This is a genomic window from Kribbella monticola (assembly GCF_003261635.1).
Taxonomy (GTDB): Bacteria; Actinomycetota; Actinomycetes; order Propionibacteriales; family Kribbellaceae; genus Kribbella; species Kribbella monticola.
On the sequence record NZ_QFXK01000029.1, the window covers coordinates 133976 to 152779 of the forward strand.

The 18804-nt window shown below is 68.1% G+C and carries 15 protein-coding genes; 7 read left to right on the forward strand and 8 right to left on the reverse strand.

All coding sequences use genetic code 11. The annotated features are described in order from the left end of the window. Positions 1-3 precede the first annotated feature (3 nt). Positions 4-1728, reverse strand: a complete 1725-nt coding sequence (locus DIZ26_RS14425) for a chitinase (RefSeq protein ID WP_112241424.1) — start codon at positions 1726-1728, stop codon at positions 4-6. A 454-nt stretch (positions 1729-2182) separates the two neighbouring features. On the opposite strand from DIZ26_RS14425, the gene DIZ26_RS14430 reads away from it, so the two are divergent. Further along, positions 2183-3004, forward strand: a complete 822-nt coding sequence (locus tag DIZ26_RS14430) for an HAD family hydrolase (protein ID WP_198676100.1) — start codon at positions 2183-2185, stop codon at positions 3002-3004. 314 nt (positions 3005-3318) lie between these two features. Here DIZ26_RS14430 and DIZ26_RS14435 read toward each other — a convergent pair whose 3' ends face one another. Continuing rightward, positions 3319-4110, reverse strand: coding sequence for a Fic family protein (locus DIZ26_RS14435; RefSeq protein ID WP_112241428.1), 792 nt, complete (start codon positions 4108-4110; stop codon positions 3319-3321). Between the two features lie 79 nt (positions 4111-4189). Here DIZ26_RS14435 and DIZ26_RS14440 point away from each other — a divergent pair, with 79 nt between their 5' ends. The 3 genes from DIZ26_RS14440 to DIZ26_RS14450 all read left to right on the forward strand — a co-directional run bounded on the left by DIZ26_RS14440 (position 4190) and on the right by DIZ26_RS14450 (position 9308). Then, entirely contained in the window at positions 4190-6424 is a 2235-nt protein-coding gene (locus tag DIZ26_RS14440; RefSeq protein WP_112241430.1) for a bifunctional glycosyltransferase/CDP-glycerol:glycerophosphate glycerophosphotransferase, read from the forward strand. Between the two features lie 136 nt (positions 6425-6560). After that, positions 6561-8267: an arginine--tRNA ligase gene (argS, locus tag DIZ26_RS14445; RefSeq protein WP_112241432.1), complete on the forward strand. Its 1707-nt coding sequence runs from the start codon at positions 6561-6563 to the stop codon at positions 8265-8267. A 9-nt stretch (positions 8268-8276) separates the two neighbouring features. Continuing rightward, entirely contained in the window at positions 8277-9308 is a 1032-nt protein-coding gene (locus DIZ26_RS14450; RefSeq protein ID WP_112241434.1) for an alpha/beta hydrolase, read from the forward strand. On the opposite strand, the gene DIZ26_RS14455 is transcribed toward DIZ26_RS14450, so the two are convergent. After that, positions 9309-10607, reverse strand: coding sequence for a serine hydrolase domain-containing protein (locus tag DIZ26_RS14455; RefSeq protein WP_198676101.1), 1299 nt, complete (start codon positions 10605-10607; stop codon positions 9309-9311). Positions 10608-10811: 204 nt separating this feature from the next. Between DIZ26_RS14455 and DIZ26_RS14460 the strand changes: the two genes are divergently transcribed. Continuing rightward, positions 10812-11801, forward strand: coding sequence for a GNAT family N-acetyltransferase (locus DIZ26_RS14460; RefSeq protein WP_112241435.1), 990 nt, complete (start codon positions 10812-10814; stop codon positions 11799-11801). A gap of 139 nt (positions 11802-11940) precedes the next feature. Here the strand turns inward: DIZ26_RS14460 and DIZ26_RS14465 are convergent, their stop codons facing one another. Continuing rightward, entirely contained in the window at positions 11941-13464 is a 1524-nt protein-coding gene (locus tag DIZ26_RS14465) for an MFS transporter (RefSeq protein WP_112241436.1), read from the reverse strand. 167 nt (positions 13465-13631) lie between these two features. Between DIZ26_RS14465 and DIZ26_RS14470 the strand changes: the two genes are divergently transcribed. Further along, positions 13632-14285, forward strand: a complete 654-nt coding sequence (locus DIZ26_RS14470; protein ID WP_112241437.1) for a TetR/AcrR family transcriptional regulator — start codon at positions 13632-13634, stop codon at positions 14283-14285. 33 nt (positions 14286-14318) lie between these two features. Here the strand turns inward: DIZ26_RS14470 and DIZ26_RS14475 are convergent, their stop codons facing one another. The 4 genes from DIZ26_RS14475 to DIZ26_RS14490 all read right to left on the reverse strand — a co-directional run bounded on the left by DIZ26_RS14475 (position 14319) and on the right by DIZ26_RS14490 (position 18352). After that, positions 14319-15536: a DUF2786 domain-containing protein gene (locus DIZ26_RS14475; RefSeq protein ID WP_232828343.1), complete on the reverse strand. Its 1218-nt coding sequence runs from the start codon at positions 15534-15536 to the stop codon at positions 14319-14321. Between the two features lie 47 nt (positions 15537-15583). After that, entirely contained in the window at positions 15584-16537 is a 954-nt protein-coding gene (locus tag DIZ26_RS14480; RefSeq protein WP_112241438.1) for a sigma-70 family RNA polymerase sigma factor, read from the reverse strand. Beyond that, complete coding sequence (locus DIZ26_RS14485; protein ID WP_112241440.1) at positions 16534-17967, reverse strand: DHA2 family efflux MFS transporter permease subunit; 1434 nt, start codon at positions 17965-17967, stop codon at positions 16534-16536. Before DIZ26_RS14485 ends, DIZ26_RS14480 begins: the two co-directional genes overlap by 4 nt. Before the next feature lie 64 nt (positions 17968-18031). Then, positions 18032-18352 (reverse strand): DUF1330 domain-containing protein, encoded by a 321-nt coding sequence (locus tag DIZ26_RS14490; RefSeq protein WP_112241442.1) that lies wholly within the window; start codon positions 18350-18352, stop codon positions 18032-18034. A gap of 150 nt (positions 18353-18502) precedes the next feature. Between DIZ26_RS14490 and DIZ26_RS14495 the strand changes: the two genes are divergently transcribed. Beyond that, positions 18503-18790 carry a hypothetical protein gene (locus DIZ26_RS14495; protein ID WP_112242113.1) on the forward strand — a complete coding sequence of 96 codons (288 nt, stop codon included), beginning with the start codon at positions 18503-18505 and terminating at the stop codon, positions 18788-18790. Positions 18791-18804 lie beyond the last annotated feature (14 nt).

The following is an 18804-nucleotide window of genomic DNA, read 5'->3' on the forward strand; positions in this document are numbered from 1 at the left end:
CTGTCAGGGGAGTGAGTGCACGTGGGAGCCGACCGTGCTGGAGAACCCGTTGCCGTTCAGGGCGTCCCAGTTGGTCGACCAGGTCATCGCGCCGCGCAGCGAAGGCCACGTGGTGCTCGGCTTGAAGCTGCCGCAGTTGGTACCTCTGGCGAGGCAGTCGAGCGCGTTGTCGACGATCGTCGGCGACACGTAGCCGCTGCCGGCCGCGCGAGACGAGGCAGGCAGACCGAGACCGACCTGGTCCGGCCGCAGCCCGTTCTGCAGCATGATGCAGGCCTGGGCGGTGATGAAGTCGACGCTGCCCTGGGAGTAGACCTGCCCGTTGCAGCCGTTCATCGCACCGGAGTTGTAGTACTGCACGTTGACGATGGTCAGGATGTCCTTGATGTTCAGCGCCAGCTTGAAGTACTCGAACGAGGTGGCCTGCATGTCGATCGTCTGCGGAGCCATCGTGATGATCAGCCCACTGCCGAAGCTGCTCTGCAGGCTGCGCAACGCCTGACCCATGTACTGCGCGTTGACGCCGTTCTCCAGGTCGATGTCGACCCCGTCGAAGCCGTACTCGCGCAGGATGCCCAGCGCGCTACTGGCGAAGTTGGCCGCCGCTGTCGCGTTGGTGACCGAGATCGTGCCGTTCTGACCACCGACCGACAGGATGACCCGCTTGCCGGCCTGGTGCTTGGCAGCGATGTCGGCCTTGAAGTCAGCCGCCGTGTAGCCGCCGAGGCGACTCGACAGCGTCGGGTCGAGCGTGAAGGTGATCCCACCCGGCTTGCTCGGGTCCGTGTCGGCGAAGGCCACCGCGATCAGGTCGTAGTTCGCCTGCACATCCCGGATCCGCTGGACCGTGGCGCCGTTGTCGAAGTTCTGCCAGTAGCCGGTCAGCACGTGTTTCGGCAGAGTGCCGCCGCCCGGCGGCGGGTCGGTCGGCCCGCTCGACGTCGTACCGGAGGCACTCGCGCCGTACGCCGAGCAGTTGCCGGCCGCGTCGCAGGCGCGCACCTTGAAGCTGTACGTCGTACTCGGGCTGAGGCCGGTCGCTGTCCAGCTGGTGACGCTACCGACGCTTTGCGCGGCACCCGTACCTCGGACCACGTCGTAGTGGTCCACACCGTTCGCATCCGACGAGGCAGACCAGGTGAGCGCCAGCGAACTCGAGGTCGGGCTGCCCACGGTCAGACCACCGGGAGTGGTCGGCGGAGTGGTGTCCGGCGGCGGGGCGGTGCCGCCGGGACCGTCCAGGACGACGTCGTCCGCCTGGTACGCCGGGAGGCCGTACCAGCCGTGGAGGTAGACCGTGACCGTGGTTGCCGACGAGCTCGTGGTGAACGTGGTCGTCAACTGGTTCCAGGAGTCGTTGGTGCTCCACGTGCTGGTGCCGCCGTCGGCACCCAGGTACACGTTCGAGCCCTTCACCCAGGCCGAGAGCGTGTAGGTCGAGCTGGGTTTGACCGAGACCGACTGGCTGCAGCGGGCGTTGTCGCCGGAGGTGGGACTGCCCTGGAGAGCCCAGGTCCCGGTGTGCGCCGAGCCGCTGACGGCGGCGCCGGTACCGGAGGAGCAGGACCAGCCGGACAGGGTTCCGGTCTCGAAGGTGCCGTTCGAGATCAGGTTGGTTGCCGCCGAGCTCGTCGGTGAGAACACGAGCACGCCGGCGAGGGCGACAGCGGCGGACAACAGCGTGGAGATGATCGCGACGGTGGTGCGGGGGCGGGTTCGCGGTTTCATGTCTCACAAACTGTGACCAGTCAACTACATTGTCAAGACCCTACATAAAGTGGAAGCGCTCTCACGCTCACGAAAAGCAAAAATGAACAGTTTTCTAACCTTGGTCGAAGCGCCTGGCAGGGAGCGTCATGCTCAACCTGGAAGAGGAAAGGCGACGGCCCCCGGCGGGGGGGTGACCGGGGGCCGTCTTCGGCCACGGGCTCGGGGGGAGGAGCCGGGGGCCGATCAGGAGGCGACAGTCTGCCACTGTCGAGGAGTAAATACCCCCCGAAACCGGATCTCACACATCTCAGTTCCGTAAAACCGAGAGCCTGCTCTCCGGGCGCTCGGAAAGCCCTCAGCAGGCCGCCCGAACCAGTGTCACTGTCACACTGCTCAACAGTCTAACGGGAGAGTAGGCCACACGAAAGGCCGGGCCCCTCGGCGTTTCGCGGCGACCCCTATCCTCGTCTTCATGGAGCACCTGGGGACGACCCGATCGGCCGCCTTCTTCGATCTGGACAAGACCATTATCGCCCGCTCCAGCACGCTGGCCTTCTCCCGCCCGTTCTACGCCGGCGGGCTGATCAACCGGCGCACCGTGCTGCGCAGCGCCTATGCCCAGTTCGTCTACCTGCTCGGCGGCGCGGACCACGACCAGATGGAGCGGATGCGCGAGTACCTGTCCGCTATGTGCACGGGCTGGGACGTCCAGACGGTCCGCGCGATCGTCGCCGACACCCTGCACCACATCGTCGACCCGATCGTGTACGACGAGGCGGTGACCCTGATCGAGGAGCACCACGCGGCTGGCCGGGACGTGGTGATCGTGTCCTCCTCCGGCTTCGAGGTGGTCGAGCCGATCGGGGCGATGCTCGGCGCCGACAAGGTGATCGCCACCCGGATGGTAGTTGCCGATGGCAAGTACACCGGTGAGGTCGAGGAGTACGTCTACGGCCCGCACAAGGCGACTGCGATCGCCGCGCTGGCCGAGGCGGAAGGCTATCTGCTGAAGGATTCCTACGGGTACTCCGACTCGATCACCGACGAGCCGATGCTCGCCGCGGTCGGCCATCCGTTCGCGGTGAACCCGGACCGCGCGCTGCGCCGGGTGGCCGTGTCCCGCGGCTGGCCGGTGCTGGATTTCAGCAAGCCGGTCGCTCTGGGCGAGCGCACCCGCTTCCACGAAGTACGCCGTCCGGCCGTCGCGGCGACCGTCGTCGGCGCGGGGCTGGCGGCGGCCGGTGTCTTGCTGTATGCGGCTCGCCGGCGGTCTCGCGGCAGCGGCACTGCGTGACGGATCCTCAATTTTCACAGCTTCATGAAGACCGGCTTAGCCCTTCCCAGGAAGGGTTTTCCGGAGTACAAAAGAAGCACAAAGGACGGAGCCTTCCAGCGAAGTCCCGCAGAGAATCGCACGGCAGCCAGGCACCCACGCGGCGACCAGCCCATCCCAACCGGGCAGCGCGACCTCACGTCAGGTTCGAGAGAACCACGACCGAGGCGGCAGACAAGGTGCACGCTTGGTAACCAGGATGGCGTGCCAGCGACGGCGCTCTCAGCTGAGAGCGCCGTTCGCATGTGCGGACCACAGTGTCCTTGCTGGGCGTCTTATTTCCCTTGCTGGGCAGAGATGTTGAGCGGTGAGCGTTCGGCACCGAGTGCGACCACCTCACACGATCGCAGCAACCAGTCCCGTACACCGGTCAGCCCGCCGCCGGCGTAGTCGCGCAGGCCTTGCGCGTACGACCCGGCCAGTTCGAGATGCCCGGCCTCGGGCACCGTGACCGAGACCGGGTCGATGCCGCGGGCAACGAGCAGGCCACGTTCGGCGGCCCGGGCGACCAGGCCGTTCGCGGTCGGGAACGGCCTCAGTACGGCGAGTTCGGCGTGCACGATCGCGGCGACCACGATCCCCGGCGCGCTCGTCGGCCGGCTCAGCGCGCGGGCCAGGCCCTGCAACCTGTCCCACATCTCGTCGGCACCGGGCGCCTCGGGAAGGCCTGGGATGTCATCCGGCAGTGGTTCCCGACTGGTACGCAAGTGGCCCAGCTGGTCCTCGGTGCCGAGTTCAGCGGCAGCCAGCTGGTGCAGCCTGGTCCAGACCTGTACCGGCGTCTTCTCCAGCTGCGGGGCGAGGCTCATCAGCTCGCCGGTCATCCGGACGGCACCGGCCGACCGCGGGTCGCCGGCGCCCCGGCGTACCTGCTCCAGGGTGTCCTGGCTGCCGGCCAGCGCCGCTGAGGCGTGGGCGCCGCGCAGCAGGGCCTCGGCGGTCATGTCCGAGCCGACCTTGCGCAGGCCGCGGTCGCGGAGCAGCACGTCGACGGCATCCCGGGCCGCGCGGGCGGCCGAACCGACCCCCTCCAGCGTCGCCAGCGGCTCGAACACATCAGCAGTCATGGGGTGCACCCTAGTGTCCGGGGTGAAGATCACCGGTCGTGGCCTGTGCCCTGCCGTCCGCAACCTAGGATGGCGTCTCATGGCCGCCAGCACCGACTCCGCCGGGGTCCCGAGGTTCAGCATCGTGGTCCCGTGTCACAACGCGCGGGCCTGGCTGCGGCCGTGCCTCGATTCGGTCCTCGGCCAGTCCTTCACCGACCTCGAGGTGGTCGGCGTCGACGGCGCGAGCACGGACGGCTCGGGCCGGATCCTGGACGAGTACGCCGCGGCCGATCCGCGGGTCCGGGCCGTGCACCTGAGCGAGGACGTCGGGCTCGGGCTGACCCGCAACGCCGGTCTCAAGGAGTGCCGCGGCGAATACGTGTTGTTCCTGGACGCCGATGACGTCTACCTGCCCGGCTCGCTGGCGGCGATCTCGGCCCGGATCGACGACACGTCGCGGCCGGACCTGGTGATGTTCGACTACGAGCGGATCTTCTGGGACGGCAAGGTGGTCCGCAACCAGCGGCACGACGCGTTCGCCCGGGAGGGCCAGGGTGTCTTCACCGCGGCGGAACGGCCGGTCTTCCTGACCTTCCTCGAGGTGATCTGGAACAAGGCCTACCGGCGCGACTTCCTCAGCTTGCACGGCTTCGTCTTCACCACCGGGTACTACGAGGACGTGCCGTGGACCTACTCGACGATGCTCACGGCTGGCCGGATCGCCACCTTGGACCGGGTCGTCGTGCACTACCGCCAGCACCGGACCGGCGGGAACATCCACGCCACCCGGACCCGGCGGCAGTTCGACATCTTCGACCAGTACGACCGGGTGCACGCGTTCATCTCCGCCGATCCGGAGCTGACCGGCTGGCGGCGGTTCGCGTTCGACCGATCGCTGGACCACATCCTGGCCGTGCTGGCCAAGCCCGAGCGGATCGATCCGGATGACCGGGCCGAGTTCTTCCACGCCGGCGCCGCGTTCGCCAAGCGCTGGAAGCCTGAGGGGTACGCCGCCGATCGGACCGGCCGGGGATTTCGCCGCTGGCTGCTGATCCACGACGACTACGCCACCTACTCGACACTCAAGCTCAGCTCGAAGATGCTGCGTGGCAGCGCCTCCCTGCCGAGTCCCCGCAAGGCCGTCGACCGGCTGCTGCACCGGGAGCTGGAGCCGAACCTGGTCCTCTACGCCGCGTACTGGTTCAAGCAGTACGCCTGCAATCCGCGGGCGATCTTCGAGAAGGCGTCCGAGCTCGCACCGCAGTTCCGTGGCGTCTGGGTCGCCGACGCCGACCACGTCGACGCGATCCCGGAGGGCGTGGAGTATGTGGTGGCCGGCTCCCCGGCGTACGAGAAGCTGGTGAACCGGGCGACGTACTTCGTCAGCAACATGAACCTGCCGCGCGAGCTGGACAAGCGGGAGGGACAGATCCATGTCCAGACCCAGCACGGCACGCCGCTGAAGACGATGGGGACGGATCTCAGGCACTTCCCGATCGCGGCGAAGGACCTGGACCTGGAGGAGTTGATGCGCCAGGTCGACCGCTGGGACTACAACATCTCCTCGAACCGGTACTCCTCGGAGATCTGGGAGCGCACCTACCCCTCGCATTTCGAGGAGCTCGAGTACGGCTTCCCGCGGAACGACCGGTTGCTGACCGCCACGCTGGACGAAGTACGGGCGATCCGGGCGTCGTTCGGCTTCGACGACTCGCATCTGGTCGTGCTCTACGCGCCGACCTGGCGGGACGGGCAGGACGCCGTACGGACTCCCAGCGGTCTCGTCGATCTCGGCGGCACGGGCATCCACCTCGACCTGGACCGGCTGGCCGCGGCTGTCGGTGAGCACGGGCGGGTGCTGGTCAGGACGCACTACTCGCTGTCGAAGCATCCCTCGGTTCATTCGAGCCGGGTGGTGGACGCGTCGGACCACCCGCGGGTGGAGGACCTGATGCTCGCGGCCGACGTGCTGATCTCGGACTACTCGTCGATCACCTTCGACTACGCGAACCTGGACCGGCCGATCCTGCTGCTGGTCGACGACAAGGGGACCTACGAGAACGCCCGCGGGACGTACTTCGACATCACCGAGTTCCCGCCGGGGCTGGTGGCGCGATCGGCGGAGGAGTTGTTCGCCGCGTTGCAGACCGGCCGGTTCGCCGCCGCGGAGGCGGCCAAGCACCGGCAACTGTTCCGCGAGAAGTTCTGCGAATTCGACGACGGGCAAGCCGCAGAACGCGTTGTACGGCGGGTGTTTCTCGGCGAGACCGAGGTGCCACCGGTGATCCCGCTCGCTGACCGGCGACCGGCGCCGTCGCCACATCGGCTCTGAATCGTGCATACTTGGAGCCATGTGGACCTCGCCGGTGATCGCTAGCGCTGTGAGCGCTGCTTCCGGCCTGCGACGACGACGCACTGTCTGAACACCTCAGCCCTGTTCCAGTGCCTCGTTTCGAAGGACCTTCGTCATGTCTTCTCTGCTGCCTGTCCTTGCCCTGCGGTTGTCCGCTGCCGCCGGCGCCGCCTTCGGTACGCCGTACGCCGAGCTCGACCCTGAGTTGCGGGCGGCAACCAAACCCGAGTTCGGCCACTTCCAGACCAGCCTCGCGCTCCGGCTCGCCAAATCGCTCGGGCTACCGCCACGGGTGATCGCCGACCGGCTCGTCGCGGCTGCCGAGCTGGACGACCTGTGCTCGCTGTCGATCGCCGGGCCGGGTTTCGTCAACCTGACCGTGCATCCGCACGCGCTGGCCGAAGCCGTCAATTCGCTGCCCGGCCAGCTGCCTGCGCGCGGCGAGCGGGTCGTCGTGGACTATTCCCAGCCCAACGTGGCCAAGCAGATGCATGTCGGGCACCTGCGGTCGACCGTGATCGGGGACGCGCTGTGCAACGTGCTCGCGTACGTCGGGTACGAGGTCGTCCGGCAGAACCACGTCGGCGACTGGGGTACGCAGTTCGGGATGATGGTCGAGCAGGTCCTCTTCGAGCAGCTCGAGGTGGAATCCCTTGATATAGAAGGGCTGCAGCAGCTTTACCAACGGGGCCGGAAGCACTTCGACACCGAGCCGGCCTTTGCGGATCGGTCCCGGGCGCGGGTGGTCCTGCTGCAGTCCGGCGACGCGGAGACACTCGCGATCTGGGCACAGATGGTCGAGGTGTCGCTGGTGGAGTTCGACCGGCTGTACGCCGTACTCGGCTCTCCTTTGACGCGGGCCGATGTCGTTGGCGAGAGTGCGTACAACGACGACCTGCCGGTGATCGTCGACGAATTGGCGGCCGCTGGGTTGCTGACCGAGTCCGAGGGTGCGCAGTGCGCGTTCCTTCCTGGATTCGTCGGCCGGGACGGGGCACCGTTGCCGGTGATCGTACGGAAGTCCGACGGCGGATTCGGCTACAGCGCAACGGATCTGGCGGCCGTGCGGCATCGGGTGTCCGATCTGCACGCGGATCGGATCATTTATGTGGTCGACCATCGGCAGGGGTTGCATTTCCAGCAGATCTTCGCGCTGGCCCGGAGCGCCGGCTGGCTGCCTGATTCCGTTCCCGCCGAACATGTTGCCTTCGGCACCGTCTTGGGACCGGACGGGAAACCCTTCAAAACAAGGGACGGCGGGACCGTTCGGCTGGCCGCACTGCTTGCCGACGCCGTAGCACGGTCTTCCGCGTTGCTGGCCGGACGGGATGACGACCTGTCGGAGACCGAGCGGCTGGCCATCGCCCAAGCGGTCGGGATCGGAGCGGTGAAGTACGCCGACCTGGCGAGTGACCGGATCAACGACTACGTCTTCGACCTCGACCGGATGGTCGCGATGTCGGGCAACACCGGGCCGTACCTGCAGTACGCGCACGCACGGCTGACTCGGCTGCTCGAGAAGGCCGGCGAAGCGCCCGGGGTGGTGACGGAGTTGACGGAACCTGCGGAGCAGCGGCTGGCCTTGCTCCTGACCGGCTTCGGCGACACCGTCGTACAGGTTGCCTCGTCGTTGCAGCCGCACAAGCTCTGCACGTATTTGTACGAGGTTGCGAGCGCGCTGTCGGCGTTCTACGAGAACTGTCCGGTGCTGACGAGCGCCGGTGAACAGCGGTCCAGTCGGCTGGCGCTGTGCGCGGCGACCCGGACGGTGTTGCACGATGGCCTGGGCCTGCTCGGCATCACGGCCCCCGACTCGATGTGAGGTTGCCTGATGTTGCCCTGGTCCGCGGAACTGGCCGGCCGGTTCGAACAGCCGGTCTTCGACAGCACGGTACTGCGGGGGAACGTGCTCGGCGATCCCCATCAGCGACCGGTGCTGGTCTACCTGCCGCCGGGGTACGACGAGTCGTCGCGGCGCTACCCGACGATCTACGTGGCGATGGGGTACACCGGGCACCTCGGGATGTGGTTCAACCGGCCGCCCTTCCGGCAGCCGTACCCGGAGTTGCTGGATGCGATGTTCGCGGCCGGTGACGTCCCGCCGGCGATCGTCGTCTTCGTCGACGGGTGGACCCGCCTGGGTGGCAGCCAGTACCTCGACTCCCCCGGCGCCGGGCAGTACGAGACCTACCTGTGCGACGAGATCGTGCCGTGGATCGACGGGCGGTACCGGACTCTGGCGGATCGTGATCAGCGGGCCCTCACTGGGAAGTCGAGTGGCGGGTACGCCGCGATGGTGGTCCCGATGCATCGCCCCGACGTCTTCGGCGCGCTTGCGACGCACGCTGGTGACGCGTTGTTCGACGTCGCCTACCGGCCCGAGTTCGCCCAGCGTGCGCGGGAACTGCGGGACCTCTACGACGGGTCGTACGAGAAGTTCTTCGCCGACTTCGAAAGCCGACCGGGGCAGAACACTCGCGCCGATCTGGAGTTACTGGAGATGTACGGGTACGCCTCGGCGTACTCGGCGTTGCCGGACGGGACAGTCCAGATGCCGTTCAACGAGCTCGGCGTGGTGATCCCGGAGATCTGGGAACGCTGGCTGGCGCTCGATCCGGTGGAGATGGCCCGGCAGCCGGCGTACGGCGAGGCGTTGCGGTCGATACGCGCCGTGTGGATCGACGCGGGCAAGCAGGACGAGTACTACCTCGACCTGGGTGCGACCGCCTTCCGCCAAGCCGTCCGCGAAGCCGGCGTACCGGATGAACGGGTGTACTTCGAGTTGTTCGAGGGAGCGCACGGCGGCATCGAATACCGCTATCCACTGGCTGTCGCGTGGCTCTGCCGGCAGCTGGCCGGCTAGCTACGGGCAGAGGGCCTGCTCGATCAGGGCGTCGACAGCGCCGTCCGTGGAGTTGCGGTCTGGGCCCCATGGCGTGAGCGAGACGGTGGCCTGGCGACGGCGGTCGGCAGTGGTGAAGGAGTAGCTGAGGTAGGCGAGCGCGTCACCGTCGTTGCCGTACGCCGTGACGTGTGCTGCCGGTTGACCGCTGCCTGCCGCGACCCCGCAGGCGAGGGTGCGTTCGCGGAGGCCGGCGCCGTACGTGCTGCCTTCGGGCGGCTGCGTCATGAGCGGAAGCAGATCGCGCCGCACCACCTTGCCGTCCAACAGCGCGGCGAAGAAGCGGTTGAGGTCGCTGGTGGAGGAGACGAGCTCGCCTGCTGCGCCGAAGACTGACGGATTCAACTCGGTCAGGTCGACCGGGCGGATCGTGCCGTTGTCCTCCACCGGTAGGTAGCCGTGTGGGTGCGGGCCGTGGATGAACGGATCGGTTCCCGGCATCGTCGTCTGGTGGAGACCGAGCCGGTCGATCACCCGGTGCTGGATTTCGGTGCCGTAGGAGTGACCAGTGGTCCGCTCGACCACCATTCCGAGCAGCAGATAGCCGGCGTTGGAGTAGTGATACTGCCCCGGAGTCGTGGTCGGGTGCGCGGAGGCGAGCTTCAGCAGCTCCCAGGGATCCCATGTCTTCCACCGGACGGCGAGGAAGGCCGACGGCGGGCGGAGCGGTAGATCGCTCATGAAGTCGCCGAGGCCGCTGGTGTGGGTGAGCATCTGCTGGACCGTGATGTGCTCGGCGCCCGGAACCACGCCTGCGGACTGAGGCAGCAGGTCGGTCAGGTGGTCGTCGAGGGCGAGCTTGCGTTCTGCGACCAACTGCAGGACGACTGCTGCGAGGAAGGTCTTGGTGATGCTGCCGGCCCGGAACAAGCCGCGCGCCGGGACGGGCGTCGTACTGCCGAACTCGGAGACTCCACTCGTACCTCGCAAGATACCGCGATCCGTCCGCACCTCGGCCAGCGTCCCGACAGCACCGGCGGCGACGATCGCGTCCAGCGCTTGCTGCAACCCCGCACTCCGCTTGGCCGAGCCGACCTCGCTCGAGGCGGTGGTGGCTGAGGTGAGAGTGACCGAGTCGACTGCAGTGGAGGCGGAAGCGGCCGAGACGAGCCCGCTCGAAGCGGCGGCGGCTGAGGCGGGAGTGGCTGAGACCGGGAAGGGGGTGGGTGGGATGGGGGTTGCCGTGGCTGTGGTGGCTGCAAGGGCGGCGAGGGTGGTGGTGACGGCGGATGCTGTGAGGATTCGGCGCAGGGTGGGCATCGTGCGGTGGTCCCGTCTGTAGCGACTGAAGAGCAACGTCCTCGCCATCCTCGTGACGCCCTGTCCCCATCACATCCGGAACGACCCCCAGCACGGCCCGGTGTCCGCCTCCGTCCTGCCCTGACCGCGACGGCGGCACGACCCTGGAATCCCCTGCAGCTAAAGGAGGTGCAGAGGTGAACGAGGCGGTCTACCGTCGCCTGTATGGGGAGATTCCAGGGGTGGCCGGCCGGGGTCGAGGCCCGGCCGATCGACAAGGCAGACACACCTGCCTGGGCCGAACTGCTGGCAGCGAAGGAAAAGGTCGACGCCGAAGGTGAGAACTACGACGCGGCCGATCTGCTCGAGGAACTCGAAGACCCCAGCCTGGACCTGGAACGCGACACGGTCGGGCTGTGGGCGGACGGCGTGATGGTCGGCTACGGCAAGGTGCATGCGCCGGACCAGGTCGTCGACGTCCACCGCATCCGGACCGAGGGGACCGTCCATCCCGAGTGGCGCGGCCGTGGCCTGGGCGCCGCGATTCTTGCCTGGCTCGATCGCAGAGCAACCGAACTCCACTCCGCTCGCCAGCCCGGCACCGCCGGCGAGATCAACACCCAGGCGATCTCCACGAACACCGGCGCCCACGACCTGTTCACCAGCCGCGGCTTCGAGCCCTGCCGCTACTTCTTCCACATGCACCGCTCGTTCGACCTGCCGATTCCCGCGGTCCCGCTCCCGGACGGACTCCGCCAGCTCACCTTCGACCCGTCGTACGACGAAGTCTTGCGGCTGACCCACAACGAGGTGTTCCTCGACCACTGGGGTTCGACGCCGAGGAGTCCGGAGTCCTGGCGCACCTGGTGCACGGGCACTCGGGCTCTTCGCCCGGACCTGTCGTTCCTGATTCTCGACGGCGATCAGATCGTGAGCTATGCGCTCAGCTACGAGTACGAGGCCGACACGGCGGCCACTGGGATCCGCGAGATCTACATCGGTCAGGTCGGCACTCGTCGGAGTCATCGCGGCCGCGGGCTGGCTCGGGCTGCCCTGGCGCGGGTGATGAGCGATGCCGCGGGAGCCGGGTACGGTCGTGCGTCGCTCGGTGTCGACGCCGAGAATCCGACCGGCGCCCTCGGCCTCTACGAGAACCTCGGCTTCACCACCAGCGCGCAGATCGTCACCTACCGCCTGCCGCTGACCGAGCGCTGAGATCCGAAGAGCCGGAGCCCAGAGTGCTGAGGTTCCGAGGTACCGGAGTACACAGCGCTGAGGTTCGAAGGGTTCGAGTGCAGCGCTGAGGTCCGAAGAACCGGAGTACGACAGTGGCTCCGGTTCTTCGGACCTTTCCTCAGATGTGTGAGTCCACGACCGCGGGCTCGACTGCGGCCGGCTCGGTGGCGACATCCGCGGCCGGCGCCTGGTTGCGGCGGATCCACGGACGGACGCCGAGGACGATCACCGTGAGGGTCAGGGCGGCGTACACCATCGAACCGATGAAGGCGGCGTGCACGCCGTCGGTCAGGATCTCCCGGGCACGCTCGACCGGGTCGGCGGAACCGCCGTCCGCGATGGACGCCCGGCTCGCCGTACCGAAGATCGTCACCAGGATGCCGAGGCCGAGGGCGCCACCGACCTGCTGGAGAACATTCAGCAGACCCGAGGCGGCGCCGGCGTTCTCCGGCTGGACGCCGGCCAGCGCGCGGCCGGTCAGCGGGATGAAGATCATCCCGGCGCCCAGACCGAACAGCACCAGCGGACCGACCACTCCGGTGAGGTAGTGGCTGTCGATGGTCAACCGGGTCAGCCAGACCATGCCGGCGGTCACCGAGATCGCACCGGTGATCATCAACTTGCCGCCGTCGACCCGGCCGAGCAGGCGCGGGACGATCCGCGACGAGGTGAACAGCAACCCGGTCAGCGGCAGGAAGGCCAGGCCGGCCTGCAGCGGGCTCAGGCCGAGAACACCCTGCAGGTACTGCGTGAGGAAGAAGAACATCCCGAACATCGTCCCGACCAGCAGCAGCATGGTCAGGTACGCCGCGACGCGGTCCCGGTCGCGGAAGAGCCGCAGCGGCACGATCGGGTGGGTGGCGCGCCGCTCGATCAGGACGAAAGCGGCCAGCAGCACCAGGCCGGCGCCGAACGCTGCCAGCACCTCGGCCGAACCCCAGCCGGCCTCGGCGACCCGGATGAAGCCGTAGACGAGCGAGGTGATGCCGAGCGTCGAGGTCAGGGCGCCCGCGACGTCGAACTTGCCGGTCTCCGGCGGGGTCTCGGCCAGCACCTGCCGGGCGGCGATGACCAGGCCGATACCGATCGGGACGTTGATGAACAGGCCCCAGCGCCAGGAGACCCAGTCGGTCAGCATGCCGCCGACGACCAGGCCGACGCTCGCGCCACCGGAGGAGACCAGGCTGTAGAGACCGAGCGCCTTCAGCCGCTCCGGGCCTTCGCGGAAGGTCAGCATCAGCAGGGTGAGTGCGGCCGGAGCCGCGATCGCGCCGCCGATGCCCTGCAGGACCCGGGCGGCGAGCAGCAGCTCGGCGCTCGGGGCGAGGCCACCGAGCAGCGAGGCGCCGGTGAAGACGGTGACACCGGTAATGAAGACCCGGCGACGGCCGAGCAGGTCGCCGGCGCGGGCGCCGAGCAGCAGCAGGCCGCCGAACGCGAGGGCGTAGGCGTTCTGCACCCAGGAGAGGTTGGACGGGCTGAAGTCGAGGGCGTGCTGGATCTTGGGCATCGCGATGTTCACCACGGTGCCGTCCAGGATCACCATCAACTGGGTGACCAGGATGACTGCGAGAACTACCGACGGCCGCCGCGCGGGCGTGCCGGTAGAGGCGCCGCTCGGCGCCGCGGATGTTGCCGACATAGTGTGACTTGCTCCTTACCCCGAAGGGGCTAGAGTGGAAAACAACAGAAGTGGAGCGCTCCTCCGGATACAATACGGAGGGTACCTCCGCTTTTTCAAGTGATTTAACGGAGTGACTTTCCGAGCGCGCCCCCGGCGGGCGCCCCGAGCACGGCGAGGAGGCCGGCATGAACCCCAGGTCGTCGGCTGCTGCGACATCGACGGCACCGTCGGAGGATGCCGCGGGTGCGGGTGGTCGGCGGGATGTGAAGCCGTTGCCGTGTACGCGGCCGTCGCGGGCCGACGCCGCGCGCAACTACGACCTGCTCGTGATGGCCGCGCGGCAGGCGTTCGAAGAGCACGGCACCGACACGTCGCTGGAAGAGATCGCGCGCCGGGCCGGGGTCGGGATCGGCACGTTGTACCGGCGGTTCCCGAGCCGGACCGCGCTGCTCGAGGCGGTCTACGTGGAGGAGATCCAGTCGGTCTGCGATCGCGCCCACGGGTTCGCCGACAAGCTGGGGCCGTTCGACGCGCTGGCGGCGTGGCTGCAGAGCTTCGTCGACTACAGCGTGTCGAAGAAGAGCCTGGCCAGCGAGCTGACCGTTGCCCTGGGCAAGGACTCCGAGTTCTTCACCGCTTGCAAGATGAACGTGCGCGAGGCCGGTGATCTCTTGCTGGACCGGGCCAAGGAGGCTGGCACGGTGCGGCCCGAGCTGGAGCTGATGGACATCCTCCGGCTGGTCGGTGGCATCACCATGGGCCGCGAGATGGAGCCCGACCAGGCCAACCGGCTGCTCGACATCGTCCTGGCCGGCCTCAAGGCAGCCCCCGCCAGCTGAACCGTCCGCTCGACCCAGCTCGTGGACGGACTGTCAGCGGGTGACTGGGCGGCGGGTTTGCAGGTGGGCTCGGTCGGCGGCACTCAGCCCGGCGGCCCAGCCGGCGCCGTTGGAGACCCTGGTCCGCCGAAGCGTCGTCTCGGGGAACAGCTTGACGAAGAGCGCGTCCACCTGCTCCTCCCGCTTGCTCAACACCGGCAGCAACCGCCCCGCGTCCGCTTCCGGTACTGCGGCCCGCGTCGCCTCCGTCGTCGCTTGCAGGCGCTCGCCGATCCGTTGCGCATAAGCCATCAGGAACGATTGGCGGAACGACCTGGTCCGGGACTCTCCCCGGTGGCCGAAGTGTTTGCCGGCCGCGAGCATCGCGCGATTCGCCTGGACCAGCAGCGACGTACTCAGTAGCTCGGTCAGCTGCAGGTCGAGCTCGGCGCCCACGATCGTGACCACCGCGAGCTGTTCCATCGACACCGTGCGGCAACTGTTCGCTGAAGCGACCGCCGCGACCAGCTGCGCCTTGGCCGACACGTACGGCGTTTCGACCCAGATCCGGCGCGCTCCGGAGTCGTCGTCGAGCACGTGCTCCGGATCGGCGTCCACCAGCGCCCGGTCGAGGGAGAACTTCGCCATCAGCTCCTGCGCCTTCGCCGACAGCGCCTCGGCCTCGTCGGGGAAGTCGGTCGCCTCCGCCTTCGCCAGCAGCCCGCGGATCCGGGCCAGCATCTTGCCGCCGGCGGCCGGCGCGGCAGCTTCCCGGCGACCGGCCGTGGCCGCGCCCGGCAGCGGAAACAGCCGGGCGATCCCTGGCAGTGTCTGCAGGAACCCGATCAGCGCCAGGGCGTGATGCAGCGCCAGGTAGCGACCGAGCCGCCGTTGCGCGGCCCACGAGGTCAGCCCGAACTCGGCGTACGGCGGCTGGAGACCCAAATCGGTCAACTGGTCCAGCCAGCGCGGATCGATGGCGGTCGCCGGGTAGGACCGGTGCTCCGATGCGATCACCGCGAGCAGCAGGGACTCGATCGCCGGCTCGAGCTTGCGCCGGCCGTGCTGGACGACATCTCCGGGCGCCCAACCGCGCGACCAGGCGGCGCGGACCGCGCCCTCCAGCGTCACCTGGACACAACGATCCACCTGCGCCTGGTCGCGCTCGTCGTACTGGCCGAGCTGGGCCAGGTACTGGTCGGCCAGTCGCTCGTCCAGCGCGATCGCGGTCGCCGCCATCGGCAGCATCCGCAGGATTTCGTCGTCGGTCACGCCCCGAAGTCTCGCATCCGCGACCACCCTGGCGCTCGGGCGCACGTTCAGCCTGTGGACAACCGGCTCACCGGCAACCCGAACGACGGGAACAACTCGGGCTGATGGAAGGAGAAGACGGACGACACCCCCGCCTTGGTCAGCGTCAGCACCGACAGGGAGTGCGCATGGAACACGTCGTCGCGACCGCGCACGTACCACGCGAACGCGGGCTGCCCGTTCGCCGACGTCTCCACCAGGATCCGCAGGCCCTCGCCCTTGATGACCCTTGCCTCGAGCAACCGTAGTACGTCCGCGCGCCCGTTGAACCAGGTCGGGATGGGTGGCATCTCCCAGCGGGTGTCCTGGGTCAGGAGGCCTTCCAGAGCGGCCAGATCGGCCTTCTCGAACGCGGTCGCGTACTGGTCGAGCAGCGCACGGCGTACGGGTTCTTCCGGTTCGCTGAACTCTTCTTCGGCCGGTGCGAGCCGGGCGATCTCGGCACGAGCGCGCTGCAGCGAACTGTTCACCGCAGCGGTCGACGTCTCCAGGAACTCGGCCACCTCCCCAGCAGGCCAGGCCAGCACGTCCCGTAGTACCAGTACTGCGCGCTGCCGCGGTGGCAGGTGCTGCAGCGCGGCGACCATGGCCAGCCGAAGGCTCTGCCGGGTCCCGACGACCGCGGCCGGATCCGCGTTGAGCATCAGGTCGGGAAAGGGCTCCAGCCAGCTGACCTCGAGTGCCTCGCGCACTATGTCGTTCGGGTCGCTACCAGGAGCGCCCAGTGCGGACGGGACCATCCGGCGACTGCTGTGCTGCAAGGCGTTCAAGCAGACGCGGGTGGCGATCCGGTAGAACCAGGTCTTGATCGACGAACGCCCCTCGAAGTCGGCGAAGCCCCGCCACGCGCGAAGGTAGGTCTCCTGCACGGCGTCCTCGGCATCGTGCAGCGACCCGAGCATCCGGTAGCAGTGGGCGACCAGCTCACCGCGGTACTGCGCGAACTCCTCCTCCAGGTTCATCCCACCTCCTCAACCAGGCTGTCGACCAGGGCCGGAGCAGGAACCGACGGAGGTTCGGTACGCCGGCGCGCGATCCCCGCTCCGGCAGCAGCTCCGGCCAACGACAGTACGCCGCAGACCACCAGCGCCCGGGTGAAGCCGGCACTGAACAGGGCCGGCGAGCCGTAGCCGCCGTTGGTCGCGAACACAGCAGCCAGTATGGCCACACCGACCGCGCCACCGAGTTGCCGCATCATGCCGTAGATCCCAGAGGCGATCCCCACCGCTTCGCGCGGCAGCGACCCGGTGGCTGCGCTCTGCGCCGCCGGCATCGCCATGGAGACGCCGCAACCCGCGACGATCATTGGAGCCACCAGCGCGCCGTAGCGCACGCCCGGGTCTGCGACCAGGCCGATCCAAGCCATGCCGATCGCGTTGAGCAGCAGACCGGTCACCACCAGCGGGCGCTCACCGATGCGGTCCACCAGCCGTCCGGCGACGGGTGCGACCACGAAGAGCGTCGCGGTCCAGGGCATTAGCTGCAGACCGGCCTTGAGCGGCCCGGAGGCCAGCACAGCCTGCATGAACTGCGCGACGAAGAAGACCGCGCTGAACAGGGCTGCCGACAGGAAGAAGCCTGCCGCGTTGCCGGCGGAGAACGCCCGGTTGCGGAAGAAGCTCAGCGGCACCATGGGCTGCTCCGCACGCTTCTCCCATGCCAGGAACCCGCCCAGCAGCAGGGCTCCCGCAACGAATGAGCCGACTACCTCAAGGCTCGACCAGCCGGCTACTGCGCCGCGCACGACACCCCAGACGAGCCCGAGCACCGCCAGCGTGATCAGGGTCGCGCCGCGCGGGTCCAGTCGACGCGCGGCACCTCTGCTCTCCGGGATCCGCCGTAGTACCATGGGAATTGCCACGAGGCCGACCGGTACGTTGATCCAGAAGATCCACTGCCAGGCGAGGCCTTCCGTGACAGCGCCGCCGATCATCGGGCCACCGAGCACAGCCAGTCCTGTGATGCCGCTGAAGATGCCGATCGCCCAGCCGCGGCGTTCGGGTGGGAAGGCGGCGCCGAGCAGCCCCATCGCCAGTGGCATCACCACGGCCGCACCGGCACCCTGCACAGCGCGGGCAGCGATCAGCAGCGGCACCGAGGTCGCCAGAGCGCAGCCGACCGACGCCAGCGTGAACAGCGTGAGACCGGCCGCGAAGGTGCGTCGCCGACCCAGCCTGTCGCCGAGTGCGGCAGCAGTCATCAGCAACATGGCGAAGCTGAGGCTGTAGGCGTTCACCGTCCATTCGAGTTGTTCCATTGTCGCGCCCAGGTCCTGCCGGATCGTGGTCAGCGCCGCTGCCACCACCAGCACGTCGAGCGCGACCATCACCGAGCCGATCGAGGTCAGCGCCAGCACCCAACGCTGTTCGACCGTGGTCCGTTCCTTGCTCACAGCTCCTCCAGAAACTCGCAGTCACTGGTACAGACAGCTGCGAGCACCCGAAATCATCGCTTCGTCAGCTGAGGACGTCGGTGGCTCGGTGAGTGCGGTCCACTCCGGCCACCAGCATCGTGACGCTGTCGGAGTTCTCCGTCCGCAACGGCAGGATCTTCTGGTACTCCGGGGAGTCGTACCAGCCGCGGGCGTGGTCGTAGCTGGGGAACTCGATCACGACCAGGTGCCCGACCCACTCCCCCTCGACGGACTCCGGCGCGTCGCCGTGCACGATGAAATGGCCGTCGAAAGGCGCCAGCGTCGAGTCGATGCGCTCCAGGTACTCGACGATGTCGTCGCCCATCTGGACGCTCCGCATGTGGGCGATCGCGTAGTGCGTCATGGTGTTGCCTCTCCTTCGGTCGGTTGGGACCAGCTTCGGACGAAAGGGTGCGGAAGAACGATTACCTCTGACGTCATGCGCAGGGTTCACGATGAGTTCCGCTGCCCGGCGTGGTCTGCACAAGTAAGAGCGACTGAGATGGAGGGCGAGATGAGTACTTCGGTGATCCGGTACCGGACCAAGGTGGAAGCGGCCGATGAGAATCAGCGGCTGATCGAGAACGTGTTCGCAGAGTTGGCGGTCAAGGCACCGGCCGGGCTGCGTTACAGCAGCTACCGGCTGGACGACGGCGTGAGTTTCCTGCACATCGCCGACGGCGACGGGCTGCAGGATCTGCCGGCCTTCCAGGAATTCCAGCGCGGCCTCGCCGACCGCCTGGTCGAAGGTCCCGACCGGGTCCAGGCCACCCAGGTCGGTGGTTACATCACACAGAGTTAGCGCCCGAGCGGGTC